The sequence below is a fragment of the Pseudomonas sp. SJZ080 genome, from assembly GCF_007828295.1.
Classification (GTDB): domain Bacteria; phylum Pseudomonadota; class Gammaproteobacteria; order Pseudomonadales; family Pseudomonadaceae; genus Aquipseudomonas; species Aquipseudomonas migulae_A.
Window position 1 is genome coordinate 21,108 of the sequence record NZ_VIUK01000016.1, and the last position, 17,934, is coordinate 39,041.

The 17,934-nt window shown below is 59.7% G+C and carries 19 protein-coding genes and 1 tRNA gene; 6 read left to right on the top strand and 14 right to left on the bottom strand.

Annotation, left to right across the window (positions count from 1 at the left end):
• Positions 1 to 8: 8 nt before the first annotated feature.
• The 4 genes from FBY04_RS20075 to FBY04_RS20090 all read right to left on the bottom strand — a co-directional run bounded on the left by FBY04_RS20075 (position 9) and on the right by FBY04_RS20090 (position 3,319).
• Positions 9 to 83, bottom strand: a tRNA-Gln gene (locus FBY04_RS20075).
• Between the two features lie 36 nt (positions 84 to 119).
• Positions 120 to 971 carry a 4-(cytidine 5'-diphospho)-2-C-methyl-D-erythritol kinase gene (gene ispE / locus FBY04_RS20080; protein WP_145316499.1) on the bottom strand — a complete coding sequence of 284 codons (852 nt, stop codon included), beginning with the start codon at positions 969 to 971 and terminating at the stop codon, positions 120 to 122.
• A 1-nt stretch (position 972) separates the two neighbouring features.
• Positions 973 to 1,590, bottom strand: a complete 618-nt coding sequence (gene lolB, locus FBY04_RS20085) for a lipoprotein insertase outer membrane protein LolB (protein ID WP_084320410.1) — start codon at positions 1,588 to 1,590, stop codon at positions 973 to 975.
• A gap of 4 nt (positions 1,591 to 1,594) precedes the next feature.
• Positions 1,595 to 3,319: a tetratricopeptide repeat protein gene (locus tag FBY04_RS20090; protein ID WP_145316501.1), complete on the bottom strand. Its 1,725-nt coding sequence runs from the start codon at positions 3,317 to 3,319 to the stop codon at positions 1,595 to 1,597.
• A 326-nt stretch (positions 3,320 to 3,645) separates the two neighbouring features.
• On the opposite strand from FBY04_RS20090, the gene hemA reads away from it, so the two are divergent.
• The 6 genes from hemA to FBY04_RS20120 all read left to right on the top strand — a co-directional run bounded on the left by hemA (position 3,646) and on the right by FBY04_RS20120 (position 9,003).
• Positions 3,646 to 4,935, top strand: a complete 1,290-nt coding sequence (gene hemA, locus FBY04_RS20095) for a glutamyl-tRNA reductase (RefSeq protein WP_084320413.1) — start codon at positions 3,646 to 3,648, stop codon at positions 4,933 to 4,935.
• Positions 4,932 to 6,011, top strand: a complete 1,080-nt coding sequence (gene prfA / locus FBY04_RS20100) for a peptide chain release factor 1 (protein ID WP_017340754.1) — start codon at positions 4,932 to 4,934, stop codon at positions 6,009 to 6,011. The genes hemA and prfA overlap by 4 nt, the downstream gene beginning before the upstream one ends.
• A complete protein-coding gene (gene prmC / locus FBY04_RS20105; RefSeq protein ID WP_145316502.1) occupies positions 6,008 to 6,838 on the top strand; it encodes a peptide chain release factor N(5)-glutamine methyltransferase in 831 nt (276 codons plus the stop codon). The genes prfA and prmC overlap by 4 nt, the downstream gene beginning before the upstream one ends.
• Positions 6,832 to 7,587, top strand: a complete 756-nt coding sequence (locus FBY04_RS20110) for a molybdopterin-synthase adenylyltransferase MoeB (protein ID WP_084320415.1) — start codon at positions 6,832 to 6,834, stop codon at positions 7,585 to 7,587. Before prmC ends, FBY04_RS20110 begins: the two co-directional genes overlap by 7 nt.
• On the top strand, positions 7,580 to 8,371 hold the full coding sequence (gene murI / locus FBY04_RS20115) for a glutamate racemase (protein WP_145316504.1): 792 nt from the start codon (positions 7,580 to 7,582) through the stop codon (positions 8,369 to 8,371). The genes FBY04_RS20110 and murI overlap by 8 nt, the downstream gene beginning before the upstream one ends.
• Positions 8,372 to 8,484: 113 nt before the next feature.
• Positions 8,485 to 9,003, top strand: a complete 519-nt coding sequence (locus tag FBY04_RS20120) for an acyloxyacyl hydrolase (RefSeq protein ID WP_145316506.1) — start codon at positions 8,485 to 8,487, stop codon at positions 9,001 to 9,003.
• Positions 9,004 to 9,133: 130 nt separating this feature from the next.
• Here the strand turns inward: FBY04_RS20120 and FBY04_RS20125 are convergent, their stop codons facing one another.
• From FBY04_RS20125 to FBY04_RS20170, 10 genes are read right to left on the bottom strand one after another with little or no spacing between them, the layout of a single operon-like run.
• A complete protein-coding gene (locus FBY04_RS20125) occupies positions 9,134 to 9,439 on the bottom strand; it encodes a YkgJ family cysteine cluster protein (RefSeq protein ID WP_084320418.1) in 306 nt (101 codons plus the stop codon).
• Between the two features lie 53 nt (positions 9,440 to 9,492).
• Entirely contained in the window at positions 9,493 to 9,999 is a 507-nt protein-coding gene (locus FBY04_RS20130; RefSeq protein WP_084320419.1) for a DUF2878 domain-containing protein, read from the bottom strand.
• Entirely contained in the window at positions 9,992 to 11,263 is a 1,272-nt protein-coding gene (locus FBY04_RS20135) for a cyclopropane-fatty-acyl-phospholipid synthase family protein (protein WP_145316508.1), read from the bottom strand. Before FBY04_RS20135 ends, FBY04_RS20130 begins: the two co-directional genes overlap by 8 nt.
• Positions 11,250 to 12,065 carry a DUF1365 domain-containing protein gene (locus tag FBY04_RS20140; protein WP_084320421.1) on the bottom strand — a complete coding sequence of 272 codons (816 nt, stop codon included), beginning with the start codon at positions 12,063 to 12,065 and terminating at the stop codon, positions 11,250 to 11,252. The genes FBY04_RS20135 and FBY04_RS20140 overlap by 14 nt, the downstream gene beginning before the upstream one ends.
• Positions 12,062 to 13,309 carry an NAD(P)/FAD-dependent oxidoreductase gene (locus tag FBY04_RS20145; RefSeq protein ID WP_145316510.1) on the bottom strand — a complete coding sequence of 416 codons (1,248 nt, stop codon included), beginning with the start codon at positions 13,307 to 13,309 and terminating at the stop codon, positions 12,062 to 12,064. The genes FBY04_RS20140 and FBY04_RS20145 overlap by 4 nt, the downstream gene beginning before the upstream one ends.
• Complete coding sequence (locus FBY04_RS20150; RefSeq protein WP_084320423.1) at positions 13,306 to 14,088, bottom strand: SDR family oxidoreductase; 783 nt, start codon at positions 14,086 to 14,088, stop codon at positions 13,306 to 13,308. The genes FBY04_RS20145 and FBY04_RS20150 overlap by 4 nt, the downstream gene beginning before the upstream one ends.
• Positions 14,085 to 14,507, bottom strand: coding sequence for a nuclear transport factor 2 family protein (locus tag FBY04_RS20155; protein ID WP_145316512.1), 423 nt, complete (start codon positions 14,505 to 14,507; stop codon positions 14,085 to 14,087). The genes FBY04_RS20150 and FBY04_RS20155 overlap by 4 nt, the downstream gene beginning before the upstream one ends.
• Entirely contained in the window at positions 14,500 to 15,945 is a 1,446-nt protein-coding gene (gene phrB / locus FBY04_RS20160) for a deoxyribodipyrimidine photo-lyase (protein ID WP_178118299.1), read from the bottom strand. Before phrB ends, FBY04_RS20155 begins: the two co-directional genes overlap by 8 nt.
• An 18-nt stretch (positions 15,946 to 15,963) precedes the next feature.
• Complete coding sequence (locus FBY04_RS20165; RefSeq protein ID WP_145316516.1) at positions 15,964 to 16,905, bottom strand: MerR family transcriptional regulator; 942 nt, start codon at positions 16,903 to 16,905, stop codon at positions 15,964 to 15,966.
• Positions 16,905 to 17,864, bottom strand: coding sequence for a DUF523 and DUF1722 domain-containing protein (locus FBY04_RS20170; RefSeq protein WP_145316518.1), 960 nt, complete (start codon positions 17,862 to 17,864; stop codon positions 16,905 to 16,907). The genes FBY04_RS20165 and FBY04_RS20170 overlap by 1 nt, the downstream gene beginning before the upstream one ends.
• Between the last annotated feature and the right edge of the window lie 70 nt (positions 17,865 to 17,934).

Consider the following 17,934-nt stretch of genomic DNA (forward strand, 5'->3'; position numbering starts at 1 on the left):
TAGGAAAATGGCAGGGGCGGCTGGATTCGAACCAACGCATGGCAGGATCAAAACCTGCTGCCTTACCGCTTGGCGACGCCCCTGTATCTGTTGCAACGAGTACCCAGTACTCGGTTCCTTTAGAGCAGACTTTGCAGCTTGCGATGCAACATCGAAACGTTGCTTCCTTTTGCTACAAACCCTGTAAGGGTCTCTGTAAGAAGGGCCGAGACTTTATCAGCTTCAGCTTTGCTTGGGAAGCCCCCAAACACACAACTTCCAGTTCCGGTGAGTTTTGCTTCGGTAAATTTACCTAACAAATTCAATGCGTTACGTACATCTGGATAACGCCTTGCTACCACCGGTAAGCAGTCATTTCGACTGTTTCCCTTGGGAACGGGGCGCACTTTAATGGGAGGAGAGTTACGTGTCAACAGTGGATCTGAAAAAATTTCTGCTGTACTTACAGATACTTGCGGCACAAGCACGAGATACCACGGTTCTTCGGGGTCTACAGGGGTGAGTTTCTCCCCCACGCCCTCGGCAAAAGCGGCGTGTCCGCGCACGAAAACCGGGACGTCGGCGCCCAGCGTCAGGCCCAGTGCGGCCAGCTGATCCTCGTTCCAGTCCAGTTGCCAGAGATGATTGAGGCCAAGCAAAGTCGTCGCGGCATTTGAACTGCCGCCACCGATGCCACCGCCCATGGGCAGAATTTTTTCGATCCAGATGTCGATACCGAGCGAACAACCGGATTGCTCCTGAAGTTTTTTCGCGGCTCGAACAATCAGATTGCTGTCGTGGGGAACACCATCGAATTCAGTGTGCAGTCGGATCACACCGTCGTCGCGCACAGCGAAGGTGATTTCATCGCCGTAGTCGAGAAACTGAAAAATCGTCTGCAACTCGTGGTAACCGTCGTCGCGGCGGCCGAGGATGTGCAGCATCAGATTGAGTTTGGCAGGAGAGGGCAGCGTCAAGCGTGGGGCCGTCATGTCATTGCCCCAGTTTGCGAGGTTGCCATTCCTTGATCACCAGCGTGACGTCAAGGTCGGTGCCATGCAGTTTGATCCGCTCGGGCAGCCAGAAGCCGTTTTGCTCGGCATAACTCAGGTATTCGACCTGCCAGCCATCCTGATCCAGGTTGGCCAGGCGGCTGTCGGCATCCAGTGTCAGGCGGCTTTTGCTGTCCGGCGCCGGGAGCCCGCGGACCCACCAGGCCAGGTGCGACACCGGCAGCTTCCAGCCGAGCTGTTCTTCAAGCAGCACTTCCGGCGTCGGCGCTTCATAGCGCCCCTGGTTGGCGACTTCCAGCGAAACATTTCCGGGGTGTCCGGTCAGGCGTGCGGCGCCGCGACCCAGAGGGCCCGACAGGCGAATATCGTAATACGACTGGCGCTGCAGCCAGAACAGCGTGCCGCTGCCCGAGTCTTTTGGCGCACGGATGCCGATCTTGCCGTTGATCTGCCAGCCATCGAGGCTGGTCAGTTGTTCTTTGTGAACGCGCCATAGACCGGCGTCGCCCTGGCCCTGAACCGATTCGCGGGCACCGAAGCCCGCGCAACCGGCGAGCAAGGCGATAAAACTGAAAACGATGAAGTGGCGCAAGAACATGATGTTAAAGAGTCTCTGATCCGGTCAGGCGCTTGATGGTGCCGCGCAGGATTGGGCTGTCGGGTTGTGCCTTGAGGAATTTGCCCCAGATCTGCTTGGCTTCCCGTTGCTTGCCGTTGGCCCATAGGACTTCACCCAGGTGAGCCGCGACTTCCTGATCCGGGAAGCGATCCAGTGCCTGGCGCAGATACCGCTCGGCTTCATCGAGATTGCCCAGGCGGAAATTCACCCAGCCGAGGCTGTCGAGTACCGCCGGGTCTTCCGGGGTGATCTGATGCGCCTGTTCGATAAGGGCCTTGGCTTCCGCGTAACGCGTCGTGCGGTCGGACAGGGTGTAGCCGAGGGCGTTGAGCGCCATCGCGTTGTCCGGGTCGCGCTTGATGATCAGGCGCAGGTCTTTTTCCATCTGCGCCAGGTCATTGCGTTTTTCCGCCTGCATGGCGCGGGTGTACAGCAGATTCAGGTCGTCCGGGTATTGCTGCAAGGCTTTGTGCAGAACATTCCAGGCCTTGTCCGGCTGTTTGTTGGCGGACAGTGTTTCGGCTTCGATCAGATACAACTGAATCGCATAGTCGGGCTGCTCATCGCGCTCGCTTGCCAGACGGCTTTGCGCTTCGGCGGTCTTGCCGTTGTTCATCAGGATATCGGCCTGACGCAACTGCGCCGGCAGGTAATCGTTGCCCGGGCCGACCTGGGCATATTCGATCAATGCACCCTGGGGATCGTTGCGCTCTTCAGCGATGCGACCGAGGTTCAAGTGCGCCGAGTCGACATGGCTTTCCCGGGCAATCAGGTCTTCGAGGTAGCCCTTGGCTTCGTCCCAGGCCTTGGCCTCCAGGCACACCAGCGCCAGGGAATATCGCAGTTCGTCGTCTTCCGGGTATTGCTGAACCAGGCTCGAGAACTCGGCTTTGGCGTCGTCCATGCGGTCCTGTTCGACCAGCATGCGTGCGTAAGTCAGGCGCAGGCGTTTGTCGTCCGGGTACTTCTTGATGCTTTTTTGCAACAGCGGCAAGGCTTCATCGCCGCGATCGAGGGTCTGCAGCAGGCGTGCGCGCAGCAGAATCGGGGCGATTTCACCTTCGTCCGGCGGGTTGTCTTCCAGCAAGGCCAGTGCACCTTTGCTGTCGCCGTCCTGTTGCATCAACAAGGCCTTGCCGAAAAGCAGCTGGCTGTTTTGCGGATGGCGCTGCAGCAAACGGTCAAAACTTTTCATCAGGCCGTTGCGGGTTTCCTGGTCGGTATCGGCCGCGGACAGGGCGAGGAAGTCGAAATGCGTGTCGCCCTTGCCTTGCAGGACTTTCTCCATATAGACCATGGAGTCGTCATAGCGCCCGGCGCGAGCCAGCTGTACGGCTGCGGCCCGTTGCGCCTCGAGGTCGTCCGGGGCGTTTTTCGCCCAGATCAGCGCGGTGTCCAGGGCGGCCTGATCGGCGCCCAGGTACTCGGCGATGCGGAACGCCCGCTCGGAGATGCCCGGATCCTGGGTATTGATGGCCTGGGTCACGTAGTTGTCCAGCGCAATGTCGAAACGATTGCGTTGGCCAGCCAGTTCGGCGCTCAACAGACTGAAGATGGTTTCTTCACTGAATGAGCTGTAAACCTTGGGCTTTTCAGGGGCCGGGGTGCTGTCTTCGGCCGGCGGCGTACCGTCCGGTGAAACGGGTGCCATGACCTGGCAGCCGCTGAGGAAGACAAAAGCGAGGAGCAACGCGGAAGATCTATTCATATAGGAAGAGGACGACTAACCTGCGGTCGGATCATCATGACACAAGCCTTCGACCAAACATAACCGCCGAACCTCAATTGTAGGAGCCGGCTTGCTGGCGCTGGTCGTGAACGATGACGCATTTATTCTGGAACGGACGTGGTGCCTGCAAGGCCATCGCCAGCAAGCCGGCTCCTGCAAGGGCGGTGTGCGTCTCATAACGGGTGTAAACGAGAACCGCTCGCAGGCTCGGGCGTCATCTACCAGAGCTATAGATATCGAGTGGTTGTTCTGAATCAGACGAAGTAGGACAATTGCCGGCTTCACGTCACCATCAGCGACCTTGAATGGCCTTCCTTGCACTCGGTATTAACCACAAGACTGCTTCAGTAGACGTCCGCGAGCGCGTGGCCTTTACCCCTGAGCAGCTGGTGGAGGCTTTGCAGCAGCTCTGCCGACTCACCGACAGCCGCGAAGCTGCGATCCTCTCCACCTGCAATCGCAGTGAACTGTATATAGAACAGGATCACCTTTCGGCTGACATCGTGCTGCGCTGGCTGGCCGATTATCACCATTTGAGCCTCGACGAACTGCGCGCGAGCGCTTATGTGCACGAAGATGATGCGGCAGTTCGTCACATGATGCGGGTCGCCTCCGGGCTCGATTCGCTGGTGTTGGGCGAACCGCAGATTCTCGGCCAGATGAAATCGTGCTACGCCGTGGCCCGTGAGGCTGGCACCATCGGTCCGCTGCTCGGGCGTCTGTTCCAGGCGACGTTCAATGCGGCCAAGCAAGTGCGCACCGACACTGCCATCGGTGAAAACCCGGTGTCCGTGGCATTTGCTGCGGTCAGCCTGGCGAAACAGATTTTCAGTGACCTGCAACGCAGCCAGGCCTTGCTGATCGGCGCCGGCGAGACCATCACTCTGGTCGCCCGCCATCTGCATGAGCTGGGTGTGAAACGCATTGTCGTCGCCAACCGCACCCTGGAACGCGCGAGCATTCTGGCCGAGCAGTTTGGCGCACATGCTGTCTTGCTTTCGGACATCCCGGCTGAACTGGTGCGCAGCGACATCGTCATCAGTTCCACCGCCAGCCAGTTGCCGATTCTCGGCAAGGGCGCTGTGGAAAGTGCCTTGAAGCTGCGCAAGCACAAGCCGATCTTCATGGTGGACATCGCCGTACCACGCGATATCGAGCCTGAAGTCGGCGAGTTGGATGACGTTTACCTGTATAGCGTCGACGATCTCCACGAAGTGGTCGCCGAAAACCTCAAGAGCCGTCAGGGCGCTGCGCAAGCGGCGGAAGAGATGGTTTCGGTAGGCGCCGAAGACTTCATGATCCGCCTGCGCGAACTGGCGGCGGTGGATGTGCTCAAGGCCTATCGCCAACAAAGCGAGCGCATGCGCGACGAAGAATTGCAGAAGGCCCAGCGGATGCTGGCCAACGGCAGCAGCGCCGAAGACGTGCTGGTGCAACTGGCGCGTGGCTTGACCAACAAACTCTTGCACGCACCGAGCGTGCAGTTGAAAAAGCTCTCTGCCGAAGGTCGCCTCGACGCACTGGCCATGGCCCAGGAACTCTTTGCCCTCGGTGAGGGCTCATCGGATAGCTTTTCGGATAAAAAACCGCAATGAAAGCGTCACTGCTCAATAAGCTGGACATCCTCCAGGACCGTTTCGAGGAATTGACCGCCTTGCTTGGCGATGGCGAAGTCATTTCCGATCAGACCAAATTCCGCGCCTATTCCAAGGAGTACGCGGAAGTCGAGCCGATCGTCGACACCTATAAACAGTTGCTCAAGGTGCAAAGCGACCTCGAAGGCGCCCAGGCCCTGCTCAAGGACAGCGACCCGGACATGCGCGAAATGGCCGTGGAAGAAGTTCGCGAAGCCAAAGAGCAACTGATCGAGATCGAAGCCAGCCTGCAACGGCTTTTGCTCCCCAAGGACCCGAACGACGGGCGCAACGTGTTCCTCGAAATCCGTGCCGGCACCGGCGGCGACGAGGCGGCGATTTTCTCCGGCGACCTGTTCCGCATGTATTCGCGTTACGCCGAGCGGCGTGGCTGGCGGGTGGAAATTCTCTCGGAGAACATCGGCGAGCATGGCGGCTATAAAGAAGTCATCGCTCGGGTTGAAGGCGACAACGTCTACGGTAAGCTGAAATTCGAATCCGGCGTGCACCGCGTGCAACGGGTTCCGGCCACTGAATCCCAGGGGCGCATCCACACATCCGCCTGCACCGTGGCAGTGTTGCCCGAGCCGGACGAACAGGAAGCGATCGAGATCAACCCGGCGGATTTGCGGGTCGACACCTATCGTTCCTCCGGCGCCGGCGGCCAGCACGTCAACAAGACCGACTCGGCGATCCGCATCACGCACTTGCCGTCCGGTATCGTCGTCGAATGCCAGGAAGAACGTTCCCAGCACAAGAACCGCGCCCGGGCGATGTCCTGGCTGTCGGCAAAACTCAACGATCAGCAGACCAGCGCTGCGGCGAATGCCATCGCCAGCGAGCGTAAATTGCTGGTGGGTTCGGGAGATCGCTCGGAGCGGATCCGTACCTACAACTTTGCCCAGGGCCGGGTTACCGATCACCGGGTCAACCTGACGCTGTACTCCCTCGACGAAATCCTCGCGGGCGGTGTCGATGCGGTGATCGAACCGTTGCTGGCCGAATATCAGGCTGACCAACTGGCGGCCATCGAATGACGATCATTGCCAGTCTGTTGCGCGCCGCTGATCTGCCCGACTCGCCGACGGCGCGTCTGGATGCTGAATTGTTGCTGGCCGCGGCATTGGGCAAGTCCCGCAGTTTTCTGCACACCTGGCCGGAGCGCATCGTTCCGAGCGATGCCGCGCTGAAATTTGCCGAATACCTGCAACGCCGTCGTGGCGGCGAGCCGGTGGCGTACATTCTCGGCCAGCAAGGTTTCTGGAAACTTGACCTGGAAGTCGCGCCGCACACGCTGATCCCGCGCCCGGACACCGAATTGCTGGTGGAGGCCGCGCTGGAATTGTTGCCCGCCACGCCCGCCAAGGTCCTCGATCTAGGCACCGGCAGCGGCGCCATCGCCCTGGCCCTGGCCAGTGAACGTCCGGCGTGGAGCGTCACTGCCGTGGATCGCGTGCTTGAAGCCGTGGCCCTGGCCGAGCGCAATCGTCAGCGCCTGCACCTTAACAATGCCACCGTGCTGAGCAGTCATTGGTTCAGCGCGCTGGAAGGTCAGCGTTTTCAGCTGATCATCAGTAATCCACCTTATATTGCATCGACCGATCCGCATCTGGTGGAAGGCGATGTGCGTTTCGAACCGGAGAGCGCTCTGGTAGCCGGTATCGACGGGCTCGACGACTTGCGCCTGATCGTCGACCAGGCGCCGGATTACCTGGACGCGGGTGGCTGGTTGATGCTCGAACACGGTTATGATCAAGCCGAAGCCGTGCGCGATCTGCTACAAACCCGCGGCTTTGAAGCAGTCCACAGCCGCACCGATCTGGGCGGCCACCAACGGATCAGCCTGGGGCGCCTGCCGTGCTGAATGATCAGGAATTGTTGCGCTACAGTCGGCAGATTCTGTTGCAGCACGTCGACATCGACGGGCAGTTGCGACTGAAAGAAAGCCGCGTATTGATCGTCGGTCTTGGCGGTCTCGGTTCACCGGTTGCGCTTTACCTCGCCGCGGCTGGCGTCGGTGAGCTGCATCTGGCGGACTTCGACACCGTTGACCTGACCAACCTGCAACGCCAGATCGTTCACGACACCGACAGCGTTGGCCTGACCAAGGTCGACTCGGCGATCCGTCGCCTGAGTGCAATCAACCCCGAGATCACGTTAGTCGCCCATCGCACTGCGCTGGATGAAGATTCTTTGGCGGCAGCGGTTGCCGCCGTGGACCTGGTGCTGGATTGCTCCGACAATTTTTCCACCCGTGAAGCGGTCAACGCCGCGTGCGTGGCCGCGGGCAAACCGTTGGTCAGCGGTGCAGCCATTCGCCTCGAAGGGCAATTGTCGGTGTTCGACCCGCGTCGCCCGGAAAGTCCTTGCTACCACTGTTTATATGGGCACGGCAGCGAAGCCGAACTGACGTGCAGTGAAGCTGGCGTCGTCGGTCCGTTGGTTGGGTTGGTCGGTAGCCTCCAGGCACTGGAAGCGATGAAGCTGTTGGTGGGTTTCGGCGAACCGCTGGTGGGGCGCTTGTTGTTGATTGATGCCTTGGGCTCGCGCTTCCGTGAATTGCGGGTCAAGCGTGATCCGGGCTGCAGCGTCTGTGGGCCCAAACATGCGTGAAGCGCCGATTGGCGTGTTCGACTCCGGCGTCGGTGGGCTCTCGGTGCTGGCCGAGATCCAGCGATTGCTGCCCAACGAAACGCTGCTGTACGTCGCCGATTGTGGAAATATTCCCTACGGCGAGAAGACGCCGGAATTCATCCAGCAGCGTTGCAGCGTGATGGCTGATTTTTTTCAGCAGCAGGGCGCCAAGGCCCTGGTGCTGGCCTGCAACACGGCAACGGTGGCCGGTGTTGCCGATTTGCGGCGCGATTATCCCGAGTGGCCCATCGTTGGCATGGAGCCTGCGGTCAAGCCGGCTGCAGCCGCCACCCGCAGCGGTGTGGTCGGTGTGCTCGCCACCACCGGCACCTTGCAGAGTGCCAAGTTCGCCGCGTTACTCGACCGCTTCGCCACGGATGTACGGGTAATCACTCAGCCGTGCCCGGGGCTGGTGGAGTTGATTGAAAACGGCGATCTGCACAGTCCCGCCCTGCGTGAATTGCTTGCCCGGTATGTCGGGCCGCTGCTCGCGGCAGGCTGCGACACGATAATCCTTGGCTGCACGCATTATCCCTTCCTTAAGCCGTTGCTTAAGCAGATGATCCCAGAGGACATCAGCCTGATCGACACAGGGGCCGCGGTGGCACGTCAACTTCAACGTTTGTTGGCCGAGCGCGAGTTGCTCGCTGAAGGGCCAGCGCGCGCCGCGCAATTCTGGACCAGTGCCGATCCGGAACATTTCGCAAATATCTTGCCGATCCTGTGGAATACCGCTGGCGTTGTGCAAAGCTTCAAGGGATAAACAAAACCCTGGGGAGAACGAATAATTGGGTGAACTTCTGATTAAGCGTCGACTTCTATAGCGGTGAGCAACAAAAAAAACCTTACGAAATCGTTCGGAAAAGGATGTTTCTAATGAAGCGACTATTCTGCTTGGCCGCGATTGCGGCCGCACTGATGGGGCATAGTTTCACCGCACAAGCGGCAGGCGTGGAGTTCGGGGTCGGCCAGACCAGCGAATCGACCATGACCTATCGACTGGGCATGCAATTCGATTGGGACAAGAGCTGGCTGCAGAGTGATGTCGGTCGCCTGACCGGTTACTGGAGTGGCGCCTACACCTACTGGGACGGCGACGAAGCCTCCAGCAACCACAGCCTGTCGTTCTCGCCGGTGTTTGTTTATGAGTTTGCCGGTCAGAACGTCAAACCTTATTTAGAGCTCGGGGTGGGCGTGGCGTTGTTCGCCAATACCGAAGTTGAAAACAATCAACTTGGCAGTGCCTTCCAGTTCGAAGACCGGTTCGGCTTTGGCCTGCGTTTTGCGGGCGGGCATGAAGTCGGGATTCGTGCGACGCATTACTCCAACGCCGGGCTCAGTAGCCCGAACAACGGTGTAGAAAGCTACGCGCTGCACTACACGATGCCGCTCTGAGAACGCTGTAAAACAAATGTGGGAGCGGGCTTGCTCGCGAAAGCGGACGGTCAGTCAACATCATTGTTGAATGTTAAACCGCTTTCGCGAGCAAGCCCGCTCCCACATCAGATCTTCAGTTGGCAGAGTTTCACCGATACGCCGTGGTAATCCCCTGGCGCTCATCGATGCACTCTGGTGCGCCCATCTCGAATTCCCGGCAGATCAGCGGGCGTTTCTCGTAGATCGTGCACATCATGCTGTTGCGATCCAGTGCGGCGCACCAGCCGTCGTCCAGGCGCAGCATGACTTCCCCACCCCAGTCATCGGTATCGATAAAGCGTTCAGGCACGCCCGTGTCGGTGATCAGCATCACTTCGAGCTGGCAGCAGCAGGCCGCGCAGGTCGAGCACGTGACCGCAGGCTCGGCGATTTGCGTGTGGGGAATGGTTTTCATGGCGCGCAGTGTAAGTCAGTCGGTCGGCGCTGTGTAAAAGGCCTGACGGACGCTTAGCCGTGAGTGTCGGACGCCGCCAGCCGCCGGGCCATGAAATGCAGCGCGGGAAACAGCAGCGCCCAGAGTAATCCGATGCCGATCAGCGTCGGTAATGGGCCGTAAGGGAATTGCACCCCGGCCAGTTGCCCTCCCGCGTAATACGATAACGGTCCACCCACGGCGCCGAGCAAGCTGCCCACCCACCAGGGTTTTGCGGTCCATTGCAGGCAATGACGCAAGGTTGTTGCCAGCAGTGCCCACAACAGCATCAGCCACAGAGGAATCAGCGGCGCGACCTCGTTGAACTCGAACACCCCCAGCCAGCGCAATGAACTGTCAACGGTCGTGCCCAGCAGCACAACGCTGAGAATCAGCCGACCCTCCTCAGCCCAGCGACTTATCCACAGCAGATGAATCACCAAGGCGCCCAGCGCCACCAGTAACCACAAACTGTTGCCGCCGATTACGCAGGCAAGCCAGCCGAGCTGAAACAACGCGGCGTTGGCCAGGCGTTCAAGCATCGAAACGACCAAGCAGCGGCGCGGTGATCGCCGAAGGTTTGGCCAGCAATAGCTGCGCAGTGCCGATGGTGCGCTCCAGGAAGCCACCTTCGCAGTAGCACAGGTAAAACTCCCACAGCCGCAGGAAGTAATCGTCGTAACCCAGTTCGCTCAAGCGGCCTTGGGCGCGACGAAAGTTCTCATGCCACAGACGCAAGGTTCGCGCGTAATGCAGGCCGAAATCCTCCATGTGCAGCAAGTTCATGTCGGTGTCGCGGCTGACGATCTCGAGCATTTTCTGCACGCAGGGCAGGGCGCCGCCGGGGAAGATGTAGCGCTGAATGAAATCGACGCTGCCCTTGGCTTGCTCGTAGCGCTGCTCGCGGATGGTGATCGCCTGCAATAGCATCAAGCCATTGCTCTTGAGCAGGTGCGCACATTGCTTGAAGTAGGTCGGCAGAAAACGATGGCCCACGGCTTCGATCATTTCGATCGACACCAACTTGTCGTACTGCCCGGTGAGATCGCGGTAATCCTTGAGCAGCAAGGTGACCTGCTCCTGCAGTCCGAGCGCTTCGATCCGTTGTGCGGTAAAGGCGTGTTGCTCTTTGGACAGCGTGGTGGTGGTGACTTTGCAGCCATAATTCTGCGCCGCGTACAGCGCCATGCTGCCCCAGCCCGTGCCGATTTCCAGGAGGTGATCGCTGGGTTTGAGGTCGAGCTTCTGGCAGATCCGCTCCAGTTTGTTCAACTGCGCCTGCTCCAGGCTGTCCTCGGGACTCAGAAATTGTGCAGCCGAATACATCATGGTCGGGTCGAGAAACTGCTCGAACAGGTCATTGCCCAGGTCGTAGTGCGCGGCGATGTTTTTCTGTGAGCCTTTGCGTGTGTTGCGGTTGAGCCAGTGCAGGCCGTGAACGAAGGGGCGGCCGAGTTTCGCCAGGCCACCTTCCAGCGCGTCCAGCACTTCAAGGTTGCTGACGAACACGCGAACCACCGCCGTCAGGTCCGGCGAACTCCAATAACCATGGATAAATGCCTCTCCCGCGCCGATTGAACCGTTGCTGGCCACCAATCCCCACGTCGCGGCGTCGAGGACGTGAATCTCCCCCAGTAAATGGCTGCCAACGGTGCCGAATACATGCCGTTCGCCGTCTTCGACGACCACCAGTTGCCCGTGCTTCAGCTGCGCCAATTGCCGCAGCACACCGCGACGCAGCACTGTCCCGGTCAGGCTGTTGGTGCTGAACAGGGAGCCTTTGGCTGAAACGCTAGTGGATTTCATGGCGGCGATCCTTGGGTGGAACGGTGGCGGTTTGAAAGCTGCCATCGGCAGCTTGATGAGCAAATATCGGTGCGCGTTTGAGCAGCAGGCGCAGGGCTTGCCAATAAATGGCCAAACCGGTTTTCGCGGTCATCCACGGAAAACGCCACAAGTAACGGTGCAGGCTGGCGCGACTCAGGGCTTCGCGTTTCAGGTTGAGCGTGGCGTCGAACAGCTTCAGTTCGCCTTGCCAGTCGGCCATGTGCACGCCGATTTTATTGGCGACCGGGCTGAAGCTCATGCGGTGTTCGAGATCCCGAGGCAGAAACGGCGACACATGGAAGGCCTTGGCCACGGCGAAATGCTGATGAAAGTCGCGCAGGTCTTGCGGCGTCCTGGCCGGCAACACGTAGTGAAAACGTTCGCGCCAAGGGGTGTTGGTGACTTCGGCAAGAATCGCCGCCAGTTGGCCGTCGGCTTCGTAACAATAGAAAAAGCTCACCGGGTTGAACGCCAGGCCCCAGCTGCGAGGCTGGGTCAGCAGGCAGATCGAACCTTGTGGCGCATGACCGATGGCCTGGCGAACCTGTTCGCGCACCGCATCGATCAGGCGCGTGCCGTTACCGGTGAAGGCTTTGAGGTAGTCGCTTTCGCGAAACGAAAACGGTGAAAAACGGCCATTGCCCGACAGTGGCGATAAGCCGAGAACGGCGTCCTGTTCTTCGAGATCAAGGTACAGCAGGCCGATCCGGTAACGGAATTCATGGTGCTTCGGAGCAAACCGCCGATGAGCGATCCAGCCGCTATAAAGGGCACTGTTCACAGCACTTCCCCGAACGAGCGGGCCACACGCAACGCGCTGACCACACCATCTTCATGGAAACCGTTGGCCCAATAGGCACCGCAATAAAAGCTGTGTTGGGCGCCGTTCAATTCTTCCCAGCGAGCCTGCGCCGCCACGGCCGTCAGGCTGTATTGCGGATGGGCATAGGTAAATCGGCCGAGCACCAGAGACGGAGTGATGCCGGCGCTTTGGTTGAGGCTGACGCAGAACGTGGCATCGCTCTGGATGCCTTGCAGGATGTTCATGTCGTAGGTGACCGCGGCCAACGTATGGCCGGCCCCACCGAGGCGATAATTCCAACTGGCCCAGGCAAGTTTGCGCGAAGGCAGCAGGCGCGTGTCGGTGTGCAGCACCACTTCGTTGTCCGCGTAGGGCAGGGCGCCGAGGATCGACTGTTCGGCTTCGCTCGGTTTGGCCAGCAGTTTCAGCGCCTGATCGCTGTGGCAGGCGAACACGACTTTGTCGAAGCGTTCGCTGCCGGCGCTGCTGTGGATAACCACGCCATCGGCATCGCGCTCGACCCGCATCACGGGACAGTTGAGGCGGATCCTTTTTTTGAACGTCGCGGTCAACGGGGCGATGTAAGCACTCGAACCACCCTCGATTACTTGCCATTGCGGGCGATTGTTGATCGACAGCAAACCGTGATTCTTGAAAAACCGCACAAAGAATTGCAGCGGAAAATTCAGCATCTCGGCCATCGGCATCGACCAGATCGCCGCACCCATCGGCACGATGTAATGCAGGATGAACCGCTCGCCGTATCCGCCGGCCTTGAGGTATTCGTTGAGCGTGGTGTCCTGCGCGATCCGGCCTTCGGACAGGTCCAGCTGAGTGCGTTTGTTGAAGCGCACAATGTCGCGCAGCATGCCCCAGAACCCCGGCGACAGCAGATTTCGGCGCTGGGCGAACAGGCTGTTGAGGTTGTTGCCGTTGTACTCCAGGCCGCTGTCCGGATCGGTGACAGAGAAGCTCATCTCGGTCGCTTTGAAGCCCACGCCGATCTTACCCAGCAGGCGAATGAAGTTCGGGTACGTCCAGTCGTTGAACACGATGAAGCCGGTGTCCACGGCATAGCGCTGGCCATTGACCTCCACGTCCACCGTGTGGGTATGACCGCCGACCCGGTCGCCGGCCTCGAACAGGGTGATCTCGTGGTTGCGATTCAGCAGGTAGGCGCTGGTCAGCCCCGAGATACCGCTGCCGATGATGGCGATGTTCACGGGATGTCCTTGATTGGCGGACTGCTGCGCACCATGCGTTTGCCGATGGCGAGCTTGACCCGGTTGGGCATTTTCGACAGTGGCCAGAGCGCCGCCATGAACAGTGCAGGGAATGCAATTTCAAGTGGCCGATGCTTCAGCTTGGCAAAGATGTGTCGCGCTGCTTTGCCCACCGGCCAACTGAGTGGCATCGGGAAATCGTTCTTTGCCGTCAGCGGTGTGTCGACGAACCCCGGGCTGACCACGGTGACTTCTATGCCTTCAGGCGCCAGATCAATGCGCAACGATTCGAACAGATAACGCAGCCCGGCCTTCGACGCGCCATACGCCTCCGCCCGTGGCAGCGGCAGGTAAGTCACCGAACTCGCGACGCCCACCAAATGCGGCGCGGTGCCTTTGCGCAACAGCGGCAGCGCCGCTTCGATGCAGTAACTGCTGGCCAGCAGATTGGTGCGCACCACGTGCTCGACGATCGACGAATCAAACTGCTGGGCGTCGACGTACTCGCAGGTGCCGGCATTGAGAATCACCGTATCCAGCGAGCCCCAGTCATGCGCGATTTGCTCGCCGATTTCGCGTACGGTCTGGCTGTTGGTCAGATCGCCCGCCACCACCAGCACTTGCCCGGGGTAGCGTTGCGACAAGACTTTCAGCGGCGCCAGCGAGCGTGCACTTACCGCCAGATGGGCGCCGGTTTTCAGAATTTCCTCAGCCAGCGCGGCGCCAATGCCGCTGCTGGCCCCGGTCAGCCAATATCGTCGTGGAGGTGTAAGACTCATCCCATTCTCCTTTTCAGCCAGGCGATTGCCCGACCCAACACGGGTACATGTTCGTAAAGCAGTGCCCCGGCATCGAAGTAATCCCGGTGGCGGTACACCTTTTCACGCCAGAGCAGGTGCGAACAGCCGTCCACCCGAATCAAGCGGCCGCCGGCCAGACGCGGATGGCGGTAACTCATGACCCAACGCAGATAACCTTCGCCTTCGCCAATCTGGTCGAAGCCGTAAAAATCGAAGCGCAGCTCGCTGACGTTGGCGTAGAGCTCACTGAAATAGCTGCGCAAATGCGCGATGCCCTGAACTTCGTGCAGCGGATCGGTGAAGTGCACGTCGGTGGCGTACAGTTCATTCAGTCGCTGCAGGTTGTCTTTGTTCAGCTCGGCAAACTGCCGGGCGAAGTGCCGCAGGAAATCACTCATAACCACCACCCGCGCTCTGTCGCGACGGCAGGTTTTTGAACGCCGCCAGCGCGCGTGTACGGGATGTACTCAGATTGACGATGGGCGACGGATAATCTGCCACCCCGAACAAGCCGCCGAGGTTCGCCGGGTTGTGCACGTCTTTCTTGTTCAGCCCGGCCAGTTCCGGCAGCCAGTGCTTGATGAACAGGCCTTCGCTGTCGAATTTTTCCGATTGGCTGATCGGATTGAAAATCCGGAAGTAGGGCGCCGAGTCGGTGCCGGTGGATGAGCTCCACTGCCAGCCGCCGTTGTTCGCGGCGAGGTCGCCATCGATCAGGTGCCGCATGAAAAAACGTTCGCCTTCACGCCAGTCGATCAGCAGATTCTTGGTCAGGAACATCGCCACCACCATGCGCAAACGGTTATGCATCCAGCCGGTTTCGAGCAGTTGGCGCATGGCTGCGTCGATGATCGGCAGACCGGTGCGCGCTTCTTGCCAGGCGGCCAGTTCTTGCGGTGCATCGCGCCAGGCCAGGGCTTCGGTTTCCGGGCGGAAGGCGCGGTGACGAGAGACGCGCGGGTAGCCCACCAGAATGTGTTTGTAGAACTCGCGCCAGAGCAATTCGTTGATCCAGGTGACGGCGCCGACTTTGCCGCTTTCGAACTCGCCTTGATTGCTTTGCAGGGCGGCGTGCAAGCACTGGCGTGGGGAAATGACCCCGGCTGCCAGATAGGCCGAGAGCTGACTGGTGCCGGGTTTGGCCGGAAAGTCACGCTCACTTTTGTAGTAGTCGATTTGCGCATCGGCGAAAGTATCGAGGCGGCGCCGGGCTTCGGTCTCGCCGGCAGGCCACAGCGCACGCAAGGCTGCGCCGGGTGTTGCGAAGCCTTCAACGCTTGAGGGTATTTGGTCGCTGTCGATGTTCAACTTCGCTTGAGCCATGGGCGCGCTGACCAGCGTTGGCAATGAACGGTGCAGACGCTCATAGCAAACCTTGCGGAACTGGCTGAAGACCTGGAAATACGTACCTGTTTTGGTCAAGACGCTGCCGGGTTTGAACAGCAGTTGATCGAGGTAGCTATGGAAGTCGATGCCGTTGAGCTTCAGCGCTTCGGCCACCACGTCGTCACGACGGCTCTCGTGAATGCCGTACTCCTCGTTGGCGTGCACTGCACTGATCTTCAGTTGCTGACAGATGTCGAGCAAAACCTTCGGCGCATCGTCCCAGCGGGGGGCGTTGCGGATCAGCAGCGGGATGTTGAGTTCATCCAGTGCCTGGCTCAACTCGCTCAGGTTGCGCAGCCAGAAATCCACTTTGCACGGCGCGTCGTCGTGCTCGCGCCATTGCTGCGGGCTCAGCAGGTACACCGCCACGCTCGGTCCCCGGGAAGCGGCGGCCGAGAGAGCGGTGTTGTCATGTAGACGCAAGTCGCTGCGCAGCCAGATCAGTTGCATGGAGGTGTCCGTCTTCATTTATACAAGCCCGCGCCGTACCAGCTCCTGATGCGCCGATAACGGATCTTCGGCCAGGAACAATTCGGCAATTTCTGCTGTTTTTACGGACAACTCGGCGTAGTGGATGCACACCGTTGGTCCTGCAATCATTTTTGGGCAACTGACGCCGTTCAAAAGTTTCGGCAGCTGCGAAAGGTTCATGGCTTTGCTGGAATACAGCAGGACGCCGCGGGCTTGCAGGTGATCGACTGCCAGAGCGAGTTCGCCCGCCGGCAGCGGCCAGTCGAACACTTCCACAGGGCAATCGGCACTGCTGATCAACCACGCCGTGAGCCACAGATGCGGTTCCAGCGGCAGGTCGGAGTGATTGATCAACAGCAGCGGAGCGGTCCGCAATTGACGGTTGTTATGATAGATGCGCGCGCCGAATTTGCTACGTAGCCAGGAGTGGAAAAACACGCGCTCCATCTGCGCACCAAACTGGCCCTGCCAGCGTTGTTCAAGCTCGGCCAGCAACGGCATCAGCAGTTGTTCGCACAAGGTCCGCGGCGGGTAGAGCGCGATCGCCTGATTGACGGTGTCGTCGAGGGTGCGCTCCTTGAGCTGAGTGACCGCTTGGATCAGCGTGTTGCACAGCACCTGCCAATCGTTTTCGACCGCGTCGCTAAAGGCTTGCGGAGTATCGAGCAGTTGCTTGACCTGGCTGACGGCTACGCCGCGATTGAGCCAGGTGAGGATCGTCAGGATCCGTTGCACGTGTTCGGCGCTGAACAGCCGGTGCCCTTTCGGCGTGCGCTGCGGCACGATCAAACCGTAACGCCGTTCCCAGGCGCGCAAGGTGACGGCGTTGACGCCAGTCTGCCGGGCCACTTCGCGAATCGGCAGCCAGCCTTCGTCGAGGGCTTTTTTAAAGTCGTCGCCGAGGTCTTCCCGGGCACTGGTATCGAGTGGGGTTTTCATCAGATCGCGTTTCGCAGGCTGAGGTTTTCCGGGTGCGGTTGCAGGTAAACCTGTTGCGCAATGTACGGGTCCGGGTGTTGGCGAAAGTGATGTTTGAGCAGCGTCAGCGGCACCACCAGCGGCACGATGCCGTGGCGATACTGGCCAATGACGTGTTGCACTTCCTGTTTGTCTTCAGTGCTGATGACCTGCTTGAGGTAGCCACTGATGTGTTGCAGAACGTTGGAGTGAGTGCGGCGCGTGGCGCACTTCTTCAAGGCCGCCATCAGTTCGCTGAAATAGCGTGGGCCGAGTTCTTTCGGGTCGATCTGACCCATGTTGCCCAGCAGATTGCCCAGGGTTTTGTACTGCACCGGGTTGTGGGCCATCAGCAGGTATTTGTAGCGCGAGTGAAATTCCGTCAACCCGCGACGAGTCAGGCCTGCTTGCAGCAATTGTTGCCAGGCGCTGTAGGCGAATACGCGGGTGAGGAAATTTTCCCGCAGCACCGGGTCGTTGAGCCGTCCGTCTTCTTCCACTGGCAAATCCGGGTGCTGTGCACAGAACGCCTGGGCAAAAATGCCTCGGCCACCCCCTTCTAACGGCGCGCCGTTGGCGTGGTAGACCTTGACCCGATCCAGTCCGCAAGACGGCGATTTCTGCATGAAAATGTAGCCGCAGATATCGTCCAGCTCGGCGGCCATCTTTCGGGCGTAATCGGCCAGCGGCCGGGTGACGTTCAGTTCGGGATGAACAGTGCCGATGGCTTCGGGATGTTCAGCGTCGCCGACCAGCCGGATGGGCTGGCGAGGAATACCCAGGCCGATGGCGACCTCAGGGCACACCGGGACGAAATCAAAATACTCAGTGAGGGTACGGCTGCACAGCCGCGATTCCTTGTGCCCGCCATTGAAGCGCACCTTGGCACCCATCAGGCAGGCGCTGATCGCTATTTTTGGTTTTTCGCTGGCATGGGACATCGGGACACCTCGAATCCAAACCTGTACAGAGATGAGTTTCTGTACAACATGGACTTCATCATAGATTCAA